At 53.9% G+C, this 17,006-nt stretch carries 14 protein-coding genes and 2 tRNA genes; 3 read left to right on the plus strand and 13 right to left on the minus strand.

The genetic code is table 11. The annotated features are described in order from the left end of the window. The 13 genes from ABWP81_RS10870 to ABWP81_RS10930 form a co-directional block, all read right to left on the minus strand. Nucleotides 1-2,708: M16 family metallopeptidase (locus ABWP81_RS10870; RefSeq protein WP_353141719.1), on the minus strand; the 2,708-nt coding region annotated here is incomplete at its 3' end. A gap of 176 nt (nucleotides 2,709-2,884) precedes the next feature. Continuing rightward, nucleotides 2,885-2,960: transfer RNA gene (locus ABWP81_RS10875), tRNA-His, on the minus strand. 16 nt (nucleotides 2,961-2,976) lie between these two features. Next, nucleotides 2,977-4,872: a SurA N-terminal domain-containing protein gene (locus ABWP81_RS10880; RefSeq protein WP_353141721.1), complete on the minus strand. Its 1,896-nt coding sequence runs from the start codon at nucleotides 4,870-4,872 to the stop codon at nucleotides 2,977-2,979. A 71-nt stretch (nucleotides 4,873-4,943) separates the two neighbouring features. Beyond that, a tRNA-Val gene (locus ABWP81_RS10885) sits at nucleotides 4,944-5,019 on the minus strand. 15 nt (nucleotides 5,020-5,034) lie between these two features. Beyond that, a complete protein-coding gene (locus ABWP81_RS10890; RefSeq protein ID WP_104799252.1) occupies nucleotides 5,035-5,307 on the minus strand; it encodes an HU family DNA-binding protein in 273 nt (90 codons plus the stop codon). A gap of 147 nt (nucleotides 5,308-5,454) precedes the next feature. Continuing rightward, nucleotides 5,455-6,540 (minus strand): tartrate dehydrogenase, encoded by a 1,086-nt coding sequence (locus ABWP81_RS10895; protein ID WP_353134622.1) that lies wholly within the window; start codon nucleotides 6,538-6,540, stop codon nucleotides 5,455-5,457. 28 nt (nucleotides 6,541-6,568) lie between these two features. Then, nucleotides 6,569-7,456: a DMT family transporter gene (locus tag ABWP81_RS10900; RefSeq protein WP_353141723.1), complete on the minus strand. Its 888-nt coding sequence runs from the start codon at nucleotides 7,454-7,456 to the stop codon at nucleotides 6,569-6,571. Next, a complete protein-coding gene (gene pgsA, locus ABWP81_RS10905; RefSeq protein ID WP_353134667.1) occupies nucleotides 7,456-8,022 on the minus strand; it encodes a CDP-diacylglycerol--glycerol-3-phosphate 3-phosphatidyltransferase in 567 nt (188 codons plus the stop codon). The genes ABWP81_RS10900 and pgsA overlap by 1 nt, the downstream gene beginning before the upstream one ends. Before the next feature lie 4 nt (nucleotides 8,023-8,026). Beyond that, nucleotides 8,027-11,497 (minus strand): DNA polymerase III subunit alpha, encoded by a 3,471-nt coding sequence (gene dnaE, locus ABWP81_RS10910; RefSeq protein WP_353141725.1) that lies wholly within the window; start codon nucleotides 11,495-11,497, stop codon nucleotides 8,027-8,029. A gap of 78 nt (nucleotides 11,498-11,575) precedes the next feature. Continuing rightward, the gene (locus tag ABWP81_RS10915; RefSeq protein WP_353134631.1) at nucleotides 11,576-12,274 is read right to left on the minus strand and encodes a DUF599 domain-containing protein; all 699 of its coding nucleotides are present in this window, start codon (nucleotides 12,272-12,274) and stop codon (nucleotides 11,576-11,578) included. A gap of 33 nt (nucleotides 12,275-12,307) precedes the next feature. Then, complete coding sequence (locus ABWP81_RS10920) at nucleotides 12,308-12,850, minus strand: flavodoxin family protein (RefSeq protein ID WP_353134634.1); 543 nt, start codon at nucleotides 12,848-12,850, stop codon at nucleotides 12,308-12,310. Between the two features lie 51 nt (nucleotides 12,851-12,901). Beyond that, on the minus strand, nucleotides 12,902-13,303 hold the full coding sequence (locus ABWP81_RS10925) for a DoxX family protein (protein ID WP_353141727.1): 402 nt from the start codon (nucleotides 13,301-13,303) through the stop codon (nucleotides 12,902-12,904). Nucleotides 13,304-13,337: 34 nt separating this feature from the next. Next, nucleotides 13,338-14,033, minus strand: a complete 696-nt coding sequence (locus ABWP81_RS10930) for a pirin family protein (RefSeq protein ID WP_353141729.1) — start codon at nucleotides 14,031-14,033, stop codon at nucleotides 13,338-13,340. A 113-nt stretch (nucleotides 14,034-14,146) separates the two neighbouring features. Between ABWP81_RS10930 and ABWP81_RS10935 the strand changes: the two genes are divergently transcribed. The 3 genes from ABWP81_RS10935 to gluQRS form a co-directional block, all read left to right on the plus strand. After that, a complete protein-coding gene (locus ABWP81_RS10935; RefSeq protein WP_353134643.1) occupies nucleotides 14,147-15,106 on the plus strand; it encodes a LysR family transcriptional regulator in 960 nt (319 codons plus the stop codon). Nucleotides 15,107-15,132: 26 nt separating this feature from the next. Then, nucleotides 15,133-16,200: an NAD(P)/FAD-dependent oxidoreductase gene (locus tag ABWP81_RS10940; protein ID WP_353134646.1), complete on the plus strand. Its 1,068-nt coding sequence runs from the start codon at nucleotides 15,133-15,135 to the stop codon at nucleotides 16,198-16,200. Nucleotides 16,201-16,230: 30 nt separating this feature from the next. Next, the coding region (gene gluQRS, locus ABWP81_RS10945) for a tRNA glutamyl-Q(34) synthetase GluQRS (protein ID WP_353141731.1) at nucleotides 16,231-17,006 on the plus strand (776 nt) is incomplete at its 3' end.

Consider the following 17,006-nt stretch of genomic DNA (forward strand, 5'->3'; position numbering starts at 1 on the left):
CCTTTGCCCACAGCCCAAAGAATTTTGGACTGGCCCACGTACTTTTTTAAGACAGAAGTAACCTGCCTGTCATCGACAGCTTTGATCTTTTGGTCAAGTGCCTCAATCGCTTCAAAATCTTGACCGTCATACAAAGAGTTGACAAGAATTGAAGCGAAGCCCCTTTCATCACCCAAGGTAGCCTTGCGTTTTTGTAGCCACGCTGATTTGGCTTTTTCAATCTGCTCAGGTGTAAAGCCCTCAGCAAGAACTTTCATAAGAACAGATTGAAGACTGCCAAGAGCATTGTCAGCATTGGAACTTGAGGCCGTTGCAAAAAGCTGAATAGTTGAGCGGTTATCAAATGCAGAAGGGGAAATTTGCATCCCAGAGGAATAAGCCAGTCCCTCCTTCTCGCGTAACTGCAGCCAAATCAAACTACTTGAGTTACCACCCAAGGCGTATATAGCGAGTTGCAGCGCAGGAAAATCAGATGACTTTGAGTTGATAGGAACAACGGTTGTTCCCGTCACTCGTGCATTGGTTTTTCCCGGCAGCGTGACATTAATTTGCGTCACATCAACATTCACAGGTGCTACCGGCGTCGACACTCGCTCATAAGTTGATGACGCCGGATTTGTTAGACCCGTCGAGGTCCAGGCGTTCTTTAAGACTTCGGCATTGATATCTCCAACAACACCCATTCGAACCTGGGACACCTTGGCGAAGTCTTGGATGCACTTGCGGACCTCTTCATAAGATAGATTTTTTATATCCTGGATCAATTCAGGAAACGCCTTTGGCTTACCCCAGTGGCCTTCAGGATAGTTATCAAATCTCATTCGCACATCATTCTCTGCCACCCTAATCGGATCTGTTAAGGCAGCTTCAAGTGCGGCGATTCTGGAAGCTTTGTAGCGTTCAAACTCGACCACGGGCATCAATGGATTAGCCCAGGCTGAAATCAAAATCTTGAAAGCTTCCATGAAGTTTTTTCGTGGGACTTCAAGATAGACACCAGCAAGATTGATTTGCCAAATCGCTTGCAGACTTTCCATGCGAGCACTTAGCGCATCACGGCTTAACCCGTTGCCGCCGTAGCTCATCAAAGCGCTGGCTGCATCACATGAGACTTTTCTATTTTTCAGTTGTGCTGGATTTCCATAGTCGTTTTCTAACGCTAACCACACCTTGTCGCCCTGAGTTTTCCTCTGGATTAAAGCAACTTGAACTCTTTCGTTATTCAGATTGAACTTGACTGTAGAGCGTGTGATGGCTAACAGACTTGTAGGGGCCGCATCAGCTGAAGAAACAATGTTGCCCCACACCTGCCCTTTGACTCTTGTTTCAGCATCAGTCGACTTTGGAAAAACCAGAGGCGTGGCATTTTCAACGTGCTTTAAAACCACGTCATTTCTATTCAGCGGCACAACCCACTTTTTGAGTGCTTCATTGGCTTCCTCAAGCGAGACGGATGACACCACGTCACGCTCCCACAGAAACAAACGCCAATCACCTGCCGCTTCAGAACGAGAAACCAAGCCAGCAACTGCCTCATGCGAATCGAGCGCCTTTTGAAAGCTGTTAAGTTCAGACAAACGCGCTCTCTCGAGCTGCTCTTTTGACACACCCCGAGCCGCGGCCTCTTGAATGTGCTTAACAACCTCATTCGAAATTGAATCTGCATCAGTTTTTTGATCTGCGCGTGCAAACGCAACGAACCGCCCATAGTCAGTCTGATTCCAAGTGAAACAACTGGCAGACACTGCCAACTTACGATCGAGGACGATATCTTTTCGCAAACTCCCCCAATCAGAATCGCAAATAGATGCTGCGGCAAGCTCAAGAGCGTGAGCATCACGCTCTTTCATACCTGGCAACTTCCAAGCACTTGCAGCTATTGTTGTGCCAGCGGATAAAACAAGCTCGGTTTTGTTGGTTAATGCCTGCGGACTTTCAAGAGTCCAGTTAGCAGGCTTTTCGGTTGAAGGGTTTTTAGCCACTGCAAAAAGCTTGCTGGCCAATGCCAAGACTCTTTTCGAATCAAAGTTACCAGAGACGATGAGTGCAGCGTTGTCGGGACGGTAATGCTTTTTGTGAAAAGCTTGCAATGCTGCAAAAGAAGCGCCTTCGATATCGCTGCGCGCACCAATGGTTGAACGCGAATACCCATGCCAGTTAAAACCATTTCGGGAAAGCGCACTGAACACAAGTTGAGAGGGTTCTTTTTCTGAATTCTCAAGCTCATTACGAACCACCGTCATTTCGCTGGCTAGGTCTGCAGCGGTAAATCGTGCGCGGATAAAGCGATCCGCTTCAATTCTTAAGAGCTCGTCAATCTTCTTCGGGTCAGCGTCCACCGATTCAAAGTAGTTAGTTCGATCCTGCGACGTTGTACCGTTGTAACGAGCCCCTAGCTTGGTTAAATCATCCTTGATATTTTGACGATTTCCAGCACCCTTAAACAACATGTGTTCAAGCAAATGTGCCATGCCAGTCTCTCCATAACCTTCGAGTTTGCTGCCAGATCTAATGAGCAATTCAATGCGAGCACTAGAAGCTGACGGGTATGGAATAAGAATAATTTTGAACCCGTTTGCCAACTTATAAGAGGCAATGCCAGCAGCCTTCTCTTCAATGAAGTTTGGGTGGGTGGTGGTTGATCCCGCAAAGACAGTGGTTGAGATTAAAAGACACAGGGCCAAGCAGATTTGAGTATAAATTTTCATTGCGCAGTCTAAAGTTGAGGGTCAGGTCATTCCGTTTGAATCATCAAAATGAACTTAACAACTTTAAGTCTAGCTTTTAACTTAAATGTGGGCCGCTCAGCCCTGCATCTGTCCTTATATGGCTCGGTAATAAAAACGCCCTAGAAACCAAAAAGGTCGCTAGGGCGCATAAATACTGGGGTGGCTGACGGGGCTCGAACCCGCGACAACAGGAATCACAATCCTGGACTCTACCAACTGAGCTACAGCCACCGTAAAAGAAAAAAAATTATAACCTAGCTATTTTGATTTCTGCCTTGAATTTTTCTTTTAACAACTTGTAGTAAGCCAAGCCTTCGGCAGACGCCCACCACTGTGCATATTGGTCGCGCTCACGTGCCAAGCCAGCAGCGTTGGCAGCATCACGGGGAATCACTTTTTCAACCTTCACCACGGCGTAGCCACTCGCACCTAAGTCCACACCCACCCATGAGGGCAAGGCTTGTGTGCTGGCACGCAAGGCGGCCTCCACCAGGACATTGGGCTGGGCCTGCTTCGCTTCACGCGAGATCACGATCGCGGCAGACAGCTTGGCTGCATCCGGGCTGGCCTTCCACTCCGCCAACTTAGATGCGCCCTCTGCACGAGTGCGATCATTGGCTTGTTGAAGCACCACTTGCTCACGCACGCGGGCTTTGACTTCGTCCAAAGGCAAGGTGCGTGCAGGGCTGTAGCGAGTGATGCGAGCTGCTGCCAACACGTTGGGGGCCAACTCTACCGCTTCGGTATTGCGCTTTTTCTCAATCGAGTCTTGCGAGAAAACGGCAGCCAAGAGTTTGGGGTTGTTCGCGGCTATATTTCCAGCCACGGGCTCGCGGGCCAAGTTGCTGGCGTATTGCACGTCCAACTTCAGACGCTCGGCAGCAGGCTTCAAGCCATCGGATTGCTCGTACACGAGGTTGGTGAACTGCTCAGCAGCTTCGGCAAATTTACGTTGTGCCAATTGGGTACGCACTTCTTGCTCTAACTTGGCGCGTTGCGACTCAAAGCTTTTTTGCTCGGGCTGTTTGATGTCGGTCAGACGGATGATGTGAAAACCAAACTCGGTTTCCACCAAGCCGCTGATCTCGCCTTTTTTCAGTGCAAACGCAGCCTCTTCAAACGACTTGACCATGGCACCACGGCCAAAGAAATCTAGGTCGCCGCCTTTGGCTGCAGAGCCTGTGTCTTGGGAATTTTTACGCGCCAGCTCTGCAAACTGCGCGGGCGACTTTTGCACGTCGACCAACAAAGCCTGCGCCTTGGTGCGCGCTGCATCTCGTTCGGCTGCTGGGGCGGCCTTATCGGCATTGATCAAAATGTGGCTTGCACGACGCTCCTCCAAGCCAGCCAGACGAGCAGCGTTTTGCTCGAAATAAGTCTTGAGTTCGGCCTCTGGCACCACGATGTCTTTTTGCACAGCAGACAAGTTCAACACCACATACTCGATGTCAGCACGCTCAGCCGACTGAAACTTGTCGGCATTGGCTTTGTAATAAGTCTCTAGCTCAGCCTCTGTCGGGTTGATTTGGCTTAGATAGTTGCCGGGCGCGAAGCGTGCCACTTGCACTTGGCGTTGCTCATAAAAAGCATTTAAGGTCACATCGGCCAAAGCGACTGAGCTGAAGCTAGTCACCCCCACGCCAGACATCACTTGGCGAGCAGCCAAATCAGCACGGACTTGAGCCTCAAACGATTCAGGTGACATGCCCTGTGTGGCCAGTAATTGGCGATAACGGTCCATATCGAGGGTGCCATCGGCACGGCGCAAAGCCGCAATGGTGGGGTTTTGCTGCAGTTCGGCCGCCAATCGGCTATCGCTCGCACCCAAACGCAATTGGCTGGCAGCCACTTGCAGCAAGCGATCACGCACCAAGCGCTCAAGGGTGCTGTATTTGGCCTCAGGCGTATCAAACAACTTCACATCCACATTGGGCATGCTGCTGCGCATGCGCTCGACTTGGCTGCGGTGTGCAGCATCCCAATCACCTTGGGTGATGTCTTGGCCATCGACGGTCGCCACAGTTGCACCCCCTTCGCGAAAGCTGTTGTAGCCCTCTAGACCAAACAAAACAAAAGACGGGAAGATCAACAGGAACAGCAAAAACTGCATAACCCGTGTGTGCTTGCGAACAAAATCAAACATGTGATGAACTCATCGTGAAGTGTGAGGAACCAAGAAAAAAGGCGAACCTCTGAGTTCGCCTTTTTAATGGGTGGTGGGTGCTGACGGGGTCGAACCGCCGACCTACTGCGTGTAAGGCAGCCGCTCTGCCAACTGAGCTAAGCACCCAACCGAAACCGTTAATTAGTTCAAGGCGTCTTTCAGGCCCTTGCCTGGACGAAACTTTGGCACCTTGGCCGCTTTGATTTTGATTGCTTCACCAGTGCGTGGGTTACGGCCTGTGCGAGCGGCGCGCTTGCCCACTGCAAAAGTACCAAAACCAACCAATGACACGGTGCCGCCTTTTTTCAAGGTAGTTTTCACCGCACCAATGGTGGACTCGAGTGCACGAGTGGCAGCAGCTTTGGAAATATCTGCGTGCTTGGCAATGTGCTCAATCAGTTCTGTTTTATTCACAAAAATCCCCTCTCAATGAGATGCGATGGTCAAAAAATAGTACGTTTCCGTGGATGAAGTGATCTGAGTGCAGTGAACTCATTGATGAAAGCTGTTCTGCACAACACGAATACGAAAGTAAATTCTAGTCGCTTTTTAAGCTCGAAATCACAAGGCGTTAGCTATTGCAAGGCCCAAATCAGAGGTACTAGCGTTACCACCAATGTCTGGCGTTTTTGGCGCACCACTCTTGGGGTCAAGTACTTTCTCAATAGCCGCCATCACCGCATCGTGTGCATCCTTATGGCCTAAAAATTCAAGCATCATGGCGCCACACCAAATTTGACCGATCGGGTTTGCAATGCCTTTGCCCGCAATGTCAGGCGCTGAGCCGTGCACGGGTTCAAACAAGGAGGGGAACTTGTGGTCGGGGTTCAAGTTGGCGCTAGGTGCAATCCCAATGGTGCCGGTACAGGCTGGACCCAGGTCGCTCAAAATGTCGCCAAACAAATTACTGGCCACCACGACATCAAAGAAGTCGGGGCGTTGCACGAAGTGTGCGGTCAAGATGTCGATGTGGAACTTGTCCACATGGATGTCCGGATAGTTTTTGGCCATTTCAACCACGCGCTCGTCCCAGTAAGGCATGGTGATGGCAATGCCGTTGGACTTGGTGGCGCTGGTCACATGCTTTTTAGGACGCGTCTGTGCCAACTCAAACGCAAACTTCAACACGCGGTCCACACCAATGCGCGACATCACGGTTTCTTGCATCACAATCTCTCGCTCAGTGCCTGGGTACATGCGGCCACCAATGCTGGAGTACTCGCCCTCGGTGTTTTCACGCACGATGTACATGTCAATCTCACCGGGCTGGCGTGGTGTGCCATCGCGACGCACCACAGGGGCGATGATGCCGGGCATCAAACGCGCGGGGCGTAGGTTGATGTATTGGTCAAACTCGCGGCGAAACATCAACAGCGAGCCCCACAGCGACACATGGTCTGCAATTTTCTCAGGCCAACCCACAGCGCCAAAGTAGATCGCGTCGTGTCCGCCGATTTGGTCTTTCCAATCGTCTGGCAACATCTTGCCGTGCTTCTCAAAGTAATCCCAGCTAGAAAAGTCGAAGTGGTCAAACTTCAAGTCGATGCCAAATTTGCGCGCCGCCGCGTCCATCACGCGGATGCCTTCAGGCATCACTTCTTTGCCAATACCGTCACCGGCAATCACTGCAATGCGTTTTTGACTCATCTTCAACCTTTAAAAATCATTCGAACAATCAAGGAGAGATTTTAGGTGGCCGCACCACCAAAATCACGCCCGTTGCGGTCACCACGATGCCTGCCAATGTCACCAAGGTGATGGGCTCGCTGAACAATATCCAAGCCATCACCGCTGTGGTGGGGGGTACCAAGTACAACAAACTGGTCACCGCCGTTGCGGCGCCGCGTTGTATGAGCATGTAAAACAACGAGCTCCCCCCCAAGGTGATGACCAGCACGGCCCACGCCATGGCCCAAGTCATCTCAGCGTTCCACAAGGCAGGCTCGGTTTCCATAAGCGCCAAGGGCAAGGTCACGACATAGGCCGCCATCAGCTGCACCGCGTTTGCACTGCGCACATCGCAGGGTTGAACAAAGCGTTTTTGATACAACGTGCCGGTAGTGATGGCGATCAAGGCCACGGTGATCATGGTCAGGCTCCAAGGCGTGACTTCAATGCTGCCATCCAGCTTGCGTGACACCACCATTGCCAACCCCACAAAACCCAAAGCCAATCCTTGCCACTGCCGACGCGACACATGACCGCCACGCGCCGACAACCAAATGGCGGTGATGACGGGTTGCAAGCCCACAATCAAAGCGGCTAGGCCCGCGCCCATGCCCACTTTTACAGCAGCCCACACACCGCCCAAATAACCGGCGTGCATCAATACGCCCGTGACGGCCAAATGCCACCACTGCCGCCTGCCCTGCGGCCAGGGCACACGAGCCCATTTGACCCACAAAACAAAACACAAAATAGAAAAAACGTAACGCCACAGCAAAAAGGTGAACGGTGGCGAATTCGGCATGCCATAGCGCGCCACGATGAAGCCAGTGCTCCAAATCAACACAAAGACCCAAGGCATGGCACGCAGCCATGCTTGGTTTTGTTGATCGGGCATTATTTGGCGTGGTCCACGATATCGGGCCAAGCCTTTTGCAGGTAGTACACCATCGACCACACGGTCAACACGCCTGCTATCCAAATCAACACTGTGCCCCACAGGGCTGTGTCAATGACCCCAAACAACTGACCGTCAAACAACAAGAACGGAATGGCCACCATCTGCATGGTGGTCTTGAGCTTGCCCAGCATGTGAACGGCCACGCTGCGCGAGGCGCCAATTTGTGCCATCCATTCACGCAAAGCAGAGATGGCGATTTCGCGACCAATAATGATGAGCGCCACCAACACATCGGCACGCTGCAAATGCACCAAGATCAGCAGCGATGCACACACCAAAAACTTGTCTGCCACTGGGTCTAAAAAAGCGCCAAATGCAGAAGTTTGGTTGAGCTTTCGAGCCAAGTAGCCATCTAGCCAATCGGTCAACGCAAACACCACAAACATCACGGTGGCCCACAGATTGCGTTGCGCCATGTCGATGGGCAAGTAATACAAACCAATGATCAATGGAATGGCGACGATGCGCGTGAGCGTCATGAGCGTCGGAATGGTCAACAGCAGGTGTTTATTCATAAATGATTTGAGATTGCCCCTCGTGGGCCTGAGCCATCCAACTGGCCAATGCCGCATCGCTGGGGAAAAATTTGGCGCTGTCGCCCAGCTGCACATCGGCCGTGGCCCCGTCGCGCAGCAACCTTAATCGTACGCCCATGCCGCGCACCAGCTCGCCCAGATCGGTTTGCTCAACTTTGGCAGGGTGGTCGCGCAGCAGGCGGGCAATGTCGGGCGACGTGCCGTTGACCGTGAGACTGAGGTACTTACCAAAACGGCAACGCGCTTGCTCGAGGCTCCACACTTGCTGAATGGACAAACGCAAGCCGCCCGAGAAACGGTCGGGCTGCACCTTGCCCATGATGACCACCAACTCGTCATCTTTCAATGTGTTGCGATAGGTGTTGATGGTGGCCTCGTCCGCAGTGGCTTCAATCACCGCTGATTTATCGTCGAGCTTGAAAATGGCCAGCTTGCCGCGTTGACCGTTGATGATGCGCATGTCGCTCACGATGCCCGATAACAATTGCGGCTCACGCGAGTCCATCAAATCTTCGATTCGGGTGCGCGCAAAGCGGCGCACTTCACGCTCGACTTCGTCAAACAAATGGCCAGATAAGTAAAAGCCCAAGGCTACTTTTTCGTGCATGAGGCGTTCTTTCACACCCCAAGGCAGCATCTCTACATACTCAGGCTCTTGAGTGCTGGAGCCGTGGGTGTCTTCGCCCATCATGTCAAACAAGCCGCCTTGGTTGACATTGGCCTCGCTGGCGGATGCAAAGTCAAACGCACGATCCACGCTGGCCAGCAGTTCAGCGCGATTCAAATGCAAGTTGTCAAATGCACCTGCTTTGATGAGGGCCTCGACCGTGCGTTTGTTCAAGCGGCTGCGGTCCACGCGGCGGCAAAAATCAAACAGGCTGACAAAAGGGCCCTCTTCGCGAGCGGCCACGACAGCTTCAATCGCCTGTTGGCCTGATCCTTTGATGGCACCCAGGCCGTAGCGAACAACTTTGTCTGAGATGGGCTCGAAGCGGTAGAAACCGCGGTTCACATCGGGCGCTTCAAAGGTCAGGCCCATCTTGTGCGCGTCTTCAAACAGCACCTTGAGCTTGTCGGTGTTGTCCATTTCCACCGTCATGTTGGCGCAGAAAAACTCGGCCGTGTAATGCACCTTCAACCAGCCGGTGTGATAAGCCAGCAACGAATAAGCAGCGGCGTGCGACTTGTTAAAGCCGTAGCCTGCAAACTTTTCCATCAAGTCAAAGATCTCGTCGGCTTTGTCTTGGGTAATGTTATTTTTGGAGGCGCCCGCGCGGAAGATTTCTCGGTGCTCGGCCATCTCCTCGGGTTTCTTCTTACCCATGGCGCGGCGCAACATGTCTGCACCGCCCAATGAGTAGCCGCCCAAAATCTGCGCGGTCTGCATCACCTGCTCTTGGTAGACCATGATGCCGTAGGTTTCGGACAACATCTGCGCCACCATTGGGTGCGGGTACTCAATGGTTTCGCGGCCATGCTTACGCGCCACGAAACTTGGAATCAAGTCCATGGGGCCCGGGCGATACAAAGCGTTCAGCGCAATCAAGTCTTCCAGGCGCGTGGGCCGCGCATCACGCAACATGCCCTGCATGCCGCGACTTTCAAACTGAAACACAGCTTCGGTCTTGCCATCTTGGAACAGTTCGTAGGTGCGCTTGTCATCGAGCGGGATGTTTTCAAATGCAAAGTTTTCTTGGCCCTTGTGACGCTGCATGATGAACACGCGCGCAATTTCCAAAATAGTCAGGGTGGCCAAACCCAAAAAGTCGAACTTCACTAAGCCGGCGGCTTCCACATCGTCTTTGTCAAACTGGCTGACCGCCGAGTCGCTGCCGGGCTGTTGGTACAGCGGGCAAAAATCGGTCAATTTGCCAGGCGCAATCAACACACCGCCCGCGTGCATGCCCACGTTACGGGTCATGCCTTCGAGCTTTTGCGCCAGCTCTAAAAGCGTTTTGACTTCATCTTCTTTGGCTAAGCGCTCGGCCAAGATGGGCTCGACCTCAATCGCGCCTGCGATGGTGATGTGCTGGCCCGGCTTGTTGGGAATCAGCCCACTGATGCCTTTGCAAAAGGTGTAGCTCATGTCGAGCACACGGCCCACGTCGCCAATCGCGGCACGTGCCGCCATGGTGCCGAAGGTGGCAATTTGTGACACGGCATCACGGCCGTATTTATCTTTCACATAGTCAATCACGCGGTCGCGGTTGGTTTGACAAAAGTCAATGTCAAAGTCGGGCATCGATACGCGCTCTGGGTTCAAGAAACGCTCGAACAGCAAGTTGTATTGCAGCGGATCAAGATCGGTGATCTTCAGCGCGTACGCTACCAGCGAACCCGCACCCGAACCGCGGCCGGGACCCACAGGGCAACCGTTTGCTTTGGCCCATTGGATGAAGTCACCCACGATCAAAAAGTAGCCAGGAAAGCCCATCTTCAAAATCGTGTCCAGCTCAAACTCTAGACGCTCCACATAGCGTGAGCGATCTTCGTCGCGTTTGGTTTGAACGGGGTAAAGATGCCCTAAGCGAGCCTCTAAACCCTCGTGCGACACATGACGAAAATAGTCTTCCACAGACATCACCACACCGTTCACGGGCGGGATGGGAAAGTTGGGCAACTGCGGCTTGCCGAGCACCAAGGTCAGGTTGCAGCGCTTGGCAATTTCGGCGGTGTTGGCAAGGGCGCTGGGCACATCGGCAAACAGCTCGCACATTTGCGTGGACGACTTGAAATACTGGTCACGCGTGAACTTGCGCACACGGCGTTGGTTGCCCAAAATTTCGCCTTCGGCAATACACACACGCGCTTCGTGCGCTTCATAGTCGTCCGGCTGCGTGAACTGCACAGGGTGCGTGGCCACCACGGGCAAGCTCAGACGAGCAGCCAGTTGCACGGCAGCAGACACATGGATTTCGTCATCCGCACGACCCGCGCGTTGCAGCTCAATGTAGAAGCGATGAGGAAAAATACCAGCCAACTGCAAAGCCACCTCGCCTGCACGTGTGGTGTCGCCCTGCACCAAGGCTTGACCCACAGCACCAGCTTGAGCGCCCGACAAAGCAATGAGGCCTTGCGACAACTCTTGCAGCCATTCCAGCTTGGTCACGGCCACGGCCTTGTGCACGTTTTGCGTCCAACCACGGCTGATGAGCTCGCACAGGTTCAAGTAGCCCTGATGGTTTTGCACCAAAAGCAACATGCGCGAAGTAAGCGCCGCGTCTTGGCTCAGGCTTTCTAGGTAGATCTCGGCGCCGATGATGGGCTTAACGCCCTGGTCACGCGTTTCTTTGTAAAACTTGATGGCGCCATACAGGTTGTTAATGTCGGTGATGGCCAGCGCGGGCTGCTGATCGTCTGCGGCTGCTTTCACCACCTCGTCAATGCGGTTGGTCCCGTCAACGACAGAAAATTCGGAGTGAAGGCGCAGGTGAACAAACATGGAGCCAGATTGTAGGGATAGGCCGTTAGCAGCCATGGCTAAGCGAACCCTATTTTCATATTTTTTGCTACAAATTAATTACTCTTCCAGCAGCGCCAACACCTCAGACTTGAACTCGCGGCTGTACAAAATGCCCGCTACCAGTAGCGTGGCTAACGCAAATAGCGTGGGCGAGAAAAACCAGCCCAAGGCTGCAAAAGAAAAATAGTAAGCCCGCAAGCCTCCGTTGAAGGTCTCGGCGGCCAAGCCCGTCATGGCAGCAGCGCGATCGGCGTAACGGTGGCGCGTGCTGGCTTCGCCACTTGCAAAGTCTTCCGCAGGTGGCATGCCACCAATCAGCAAAGCGACGAAGGTGTATTGGCGCATCGACCACGAAAAACGAAAGAATGCGTAGACAAAAATAACCACCAACACCAGAATTTTGAATTCAAACACCAAGATAGGCGTTTGCACAGCAAACGGAACTTCACGCACCAGTTCTGCGGCTTTGTCGGTGGTGCCCAACAAAGCAAACAAACCGCCCAAAATCAAAATGGTGGTGGAGCAAAAAAATGCCGGTGTGGCCGACAAGGTTTGCGTGATGATGCCGTCCAACATGCGCGGGTCACGGGCTGTGGTTTGCAGCATCCATTGGTGTCGATAACGGTTAGTCATGGCCAAGATGGAATGTTTGCCGTCACTCGAATGCTTGGCAAACAAGGTGTAGCCCACCCAGATCAATAGAAAAAAACCGAGTGCAACCCAATCGGTCCAAGGCAGTATTTGAAGAATTTTCATGCCGTGATGCTAACCAAGGCGGGTGTTGCAGGCTTAGGCGTGCAACTTTGCTGCCATAGCGGCCACACGTTCGCCGTAGGCTTTGGCGGTATCCAAGTCACCTTGAGGAATGTCAGCAGCGGGGCTGGTGGGGCCGACTTGGGCCATCACGCCAGAGTTGGAGCCAATGCGGTTCATCGCATCTGCTTCACGGCCTGGCTTCATCGGCTGACCCACCCACACCATGCCGTGCTGCATCGACAAGGTAATGAAGTATTGCAAGGTCGACAATTTGTCGCCGCTCAGGCTCGCAGAAATCGTAAAACCGCCTGCGACCTTATCTTTCCAAGCATCGCTGTACCACTGCTTAGAGCTGGCATCTGCAAACTTCTTGAACTGCCATGACGCCATGCCCATGTAGGTAGGGGACCCAAAGATGATGGCATCAGCCGCATTCAAAGTTTCCCATTCAGCATCGGTGATGTTGCCGTCTGCATCGATGGCGATGATGGCAGCCTTCGCACCTTCGGCCACAAATTGGGCCACGCGTTGGGTGTGGCCGTAGCCTGAGTGGTAGACGACGACAGCTTTTGTCATGATGTATTTCCTTGATGCGGTTGAAAGATAAGTTTAAAAAACAGGTGTGAATTATTGAGCTTCTTTTTTAGCGTCAAGGCTCCAAGCGCCAGCGCCTGAGGAGACCAACACCAACAAGCCACCGATCACGCCAATGTTCTTGAAGAACAAAAGTTGTTGCACAAACGCTTGCTCAGGTGCAGCGGCCCAAAATGCGTGAAAGAAGACTGAAGCAACAACTGTAAACATGGCCAGCACAGCTGCAGCAATGCGGGTTTGAAAGCCCACGATCAAAGCGACCGAGCCTAAAATTTCCACGGCAATCGCAGCACCAGCAGCCACTGAGGCAAACGGCAAACCCACAGAGCCGATGTAACCCACGGTGCCTTCAAAGCCCGACAGTTTTGACAAGCCTGCTGGCAAGAAGAGTGCAACTAGCAAGATGCGGCCGATGAGGTTGAGTGCGTTGTTCATTAAGTTGTCCTTAAGTTGGGTGAAGTGAGAGAAATTAAGCAGCCAAGTCAAACACCAACACCTCGGCATCTTGGCCGTGGGTCAATGCAACCGTGGTTTCGTTGGCCAACAGTGCGGCATCGCCGGTGACCAGTGCTTCGCCATTGACTTGCAAGGCCCCACGAATGAGATGCACATAGGCTTTGCGACCTTGGGCAATCGTCAATGTCGCAGCTTCTTCGCCATCAAACAGGCCCGCATACAAGGCCGCGTCGGCGTGCAATGTGACGACACCTCCTTCAGGCGCGGCAATGCGGCTGAGTGCGCCGCGCTTAGACAAAGGCGGCACTGTTTTTTGTTCATAGCTGGCAGGCATACCGCGCACATTGGGCTCAATCCAAATCTGGAAGAAGTGCGTCGTCTCATCTGGCGCATGGTTGAACTCGCTGTGCTGCACGCCATTGCCTGCGCTCATGCGTTGCACGTCGCCGGGCGGTATGCCCTCTACGTTGCCCATGTTGTCTTTGTGCGCAAGGTTCCCGCTCAGCACATAGCTGATGATTTCCATATCGCGGTGGCCGTGCGTTCCAAAGCCCGTGCCCGGTGCAATGCGGTCTTCATTGATGACGCGCAAATTGCCCCAGCCCATGAACTCGGGATCGTGGTAACTAGCGAACGAAAAGCTATGAAACGACTTGAGCCAACCATGGTCGGCATAGCCTCGGTCTTGTGATTTACGAATTGTCAACATGCTGTGCGCTCCTGTTTTGTCTTGACCTGAACTTTAGGCCACCACACCGCTTTTGCCATGCACCCCATTTGATGGCATCATTCAAATTATTTGAACGATCAAAGCCTGTTTGCATGACTTCTCCCCGTGACGTCCTCACCCCCGATTCGCTGTCCATGCTGCACACGATTGAAAAAGCAGGCAGCTTTGCCGCTGCTGCGCGCTTGCTCGGACTGGTGCCCAGCGCCCTTACCTACCGCGTGCGACAGATGGAAGACGCGCTCGACGTGCTGCTGTTTGACCGCAGCTCACGGCGAGCCTTGCTCACCGCTGCAGGCCAAGAACTGCTGCGCGAAGGCGATCGCCTGCTGGCCGACATGGATGCCATTGCCAACCGTGTCAAGCGCGTGGCCACGGGTTGGGAAAGTCAATTCACCATTGCTGTGGACGGCATCATCGACCGCACCACGGTGATGGAACTGTGCGAAGCATTCATGGCTTTGAACGCGCCCACACGCCTCAAGCTGCGCGAAGAAACACTCACCGGCACTCTCGAAGCGCTCACCAGCGGCCAAGCAGATTTAGCGTTGGGCATTGCAGGCACCGTGAGCGAAAGCAGCTCAACATCAGGCATTCATAGCCACCTACTTGGCCCCATGCGTTTTGTATTTGCGGTGGCGCCGCACCACCCTTTGGCTCAAGCGTCAGAGCCTTTAACTGACGCACTGATTGGCCAACACCGAGCCGTAGCCGTAGCTGACTCGGTGCAGCGTGGCGCGGGTATGAGCATTGGTTTGTTGCCTGGCCAAGACGTGTTTACTGTTTCCAACATGCACAGCAAAATTGATGCGCAGGTGCGCGGTCTGGGCGTAGGTTATGTGCCAGAACAAATGGTGCAAACTTTGATTGATCAAGGCTTTTTGGTGGTGCGCGCGGTCGAGCGTCACCAACGCGTGGCACAACTCAGTTACGCTTGGCGCATACCGGATGGCAGTGAGGGCGAGCGCGGCGGGCGCGCTTTGCAGTGGTGGCTCAAACAACTCAAGAGCTTGGCCACTCGCTCTGCGCTATTGGTGAACCCTCGACCTATTTAGTCCGCAGGAAGGTGTAGAGTGCAAACATGACCTTAAACATCGCCATCATCGGAGCCGGCATTGCTGGCATCACCGCCGCCCGCACTTTGGCCAAAGCTGGCCACCATGTGCATGTGTTCGAAAAAAGCCGAGGCGCAGGCGGACGTATGTCCACCCGCGACACCAACTTCGGCACGTTTGACCACGGCGCCCAATACTTCACCGTGCGCGACCCGCGCTTTTCGCTAGCCATCCAAGCCGTGCCTGGCACCACCGACATATGTCGCCCTTGGAGCGCCAACGCCGTGCGCGTGCTCGACCCGATGGGCCATGTGTTTGAAGCCGCCCGCACCACCAAGGACGCACACTTTGTGGCCAAGCCCGGCATGAACGCTTTGGTGCAACACTGGGCCGAGCCTTTGAACAAAGCCGTCAGCTACAACACACAAGTCAACCGTTTGGAGCGCGTCGCCAAAGGTTTGTGGACTTTGCACACTGTCAACAGCACTTCGGGAAAAGAAGCAGCCCAAAAGCATGTGGGCTTTGACCACGTGTTGCTCGCCATTCCCTGCATACAAGCCGAGAACTTGCTCAAAGCTTCCGGCAAAGAAGCGGCCAACAACAATTGGATCAAAGCCATGGACGCAGTGGACGTGGCCCCCTGCTGGACCATGATGGTGGCCTTCCCCAAGGCCACCCAACCCAACTTGCACATCGGCCCTCAGTGGAATGCAGCACGCAGCATTCACCACCGTATTGCGTGGTTAACACGCGAATCATCCAAGCCAGGCCGTGGCAAGGTCGAGCGCTGGACGGTGCAAGCCAGCTCTGAGTGGTCGGCAGAACACATCACCGACACCGAAGCCCGCGTGAAGGCCAAACTGTTACGGGCTTTTTCAGAACTCACAGGCATCCGTGCCGAGCCCGCGCATGCCGAAATGCATCGCTGGCTCTATGCCAAAACCATCACGCCGTTGGGCACGTCGCACCAGTACAACCCAGCCAACGGCTTGGGCACCTGTGGTGACTGGCACTTGGGCCACCGAGTGGAAGACGCATTCGTCTCTGGCCTCGAACTCGCATTGGCAGTTTGCCAATCCGCCAAGCGTTTGTAATACGGTTCACGCACAGGCAACGTGCGTAAAGTGATAGTGCTCTACATCGGTCGATTTGCTCCCTCCCCCACGGGCCCGCTACATGCGGGCTCACTCGTTGCGGCCCTTGCCAGCTGGCTAGACGCACGCGCGCATGGCGGGCAATGGCGGGTGCGCATCGAAGACGTTGACACACCGCGCTGCGTGCCGGGCGTAGACCAAATCATCCTGCAGCAACTCGCCGCCTGCGGCCTTGTGCCCGACGCACCTGTGATGTGGCAATCGCAGCGCTCTGTGGCCTACCAAGCTGCTCTGGACACCTTGATTGCCAAAGGCTGGGCCTACCCTTGTGGCTGCTCACGCAAAGAAATTGAAGACGCACAAGAATTGATGGGCCACTCCCGCGAACGCCACACCGCCGCGGTCTACCCTGGCACTTGCCGAAATGATCTGAACGGGAAAACTGCTCGCGCTTGGCGCTTGAATGTGCAGCGCGTCATCGACGATTTGAAACTTGCCACTCCTCTTGCATGGCAAGACCGCTTGCTCGGGCCGCAACAACAAGACGTGGCGCAAGAAGTTGGCGACTTTGTGCTGCGTCGTGCCGATGGTCTGTGGGCCTACCAACTCGCCGTGGTGGTGGACGATGCCGCGCAAGGCATCACCCACATCGTGCGCGGTGCAGACTTGACCGACAACACCGCACGGCAAATCGTGCTGCAACACGCGCTGGGTTTACCCACGCCGAGCTACATGCATATGCCGCTGGTGTTGGGTGAGAACGGTGAGAAGCTGAGTAAACAAAATGGGGCTGAGGCTTTGGATCT

This window comes from Limnohabitans sp., from assembly GCF_040401135.1.
Lineage (GTDB): Bacteria > Pseudomonadota > Gammaproteobacteria > Burkholderiales > Burkholderiaceae_C > Limnohabitans.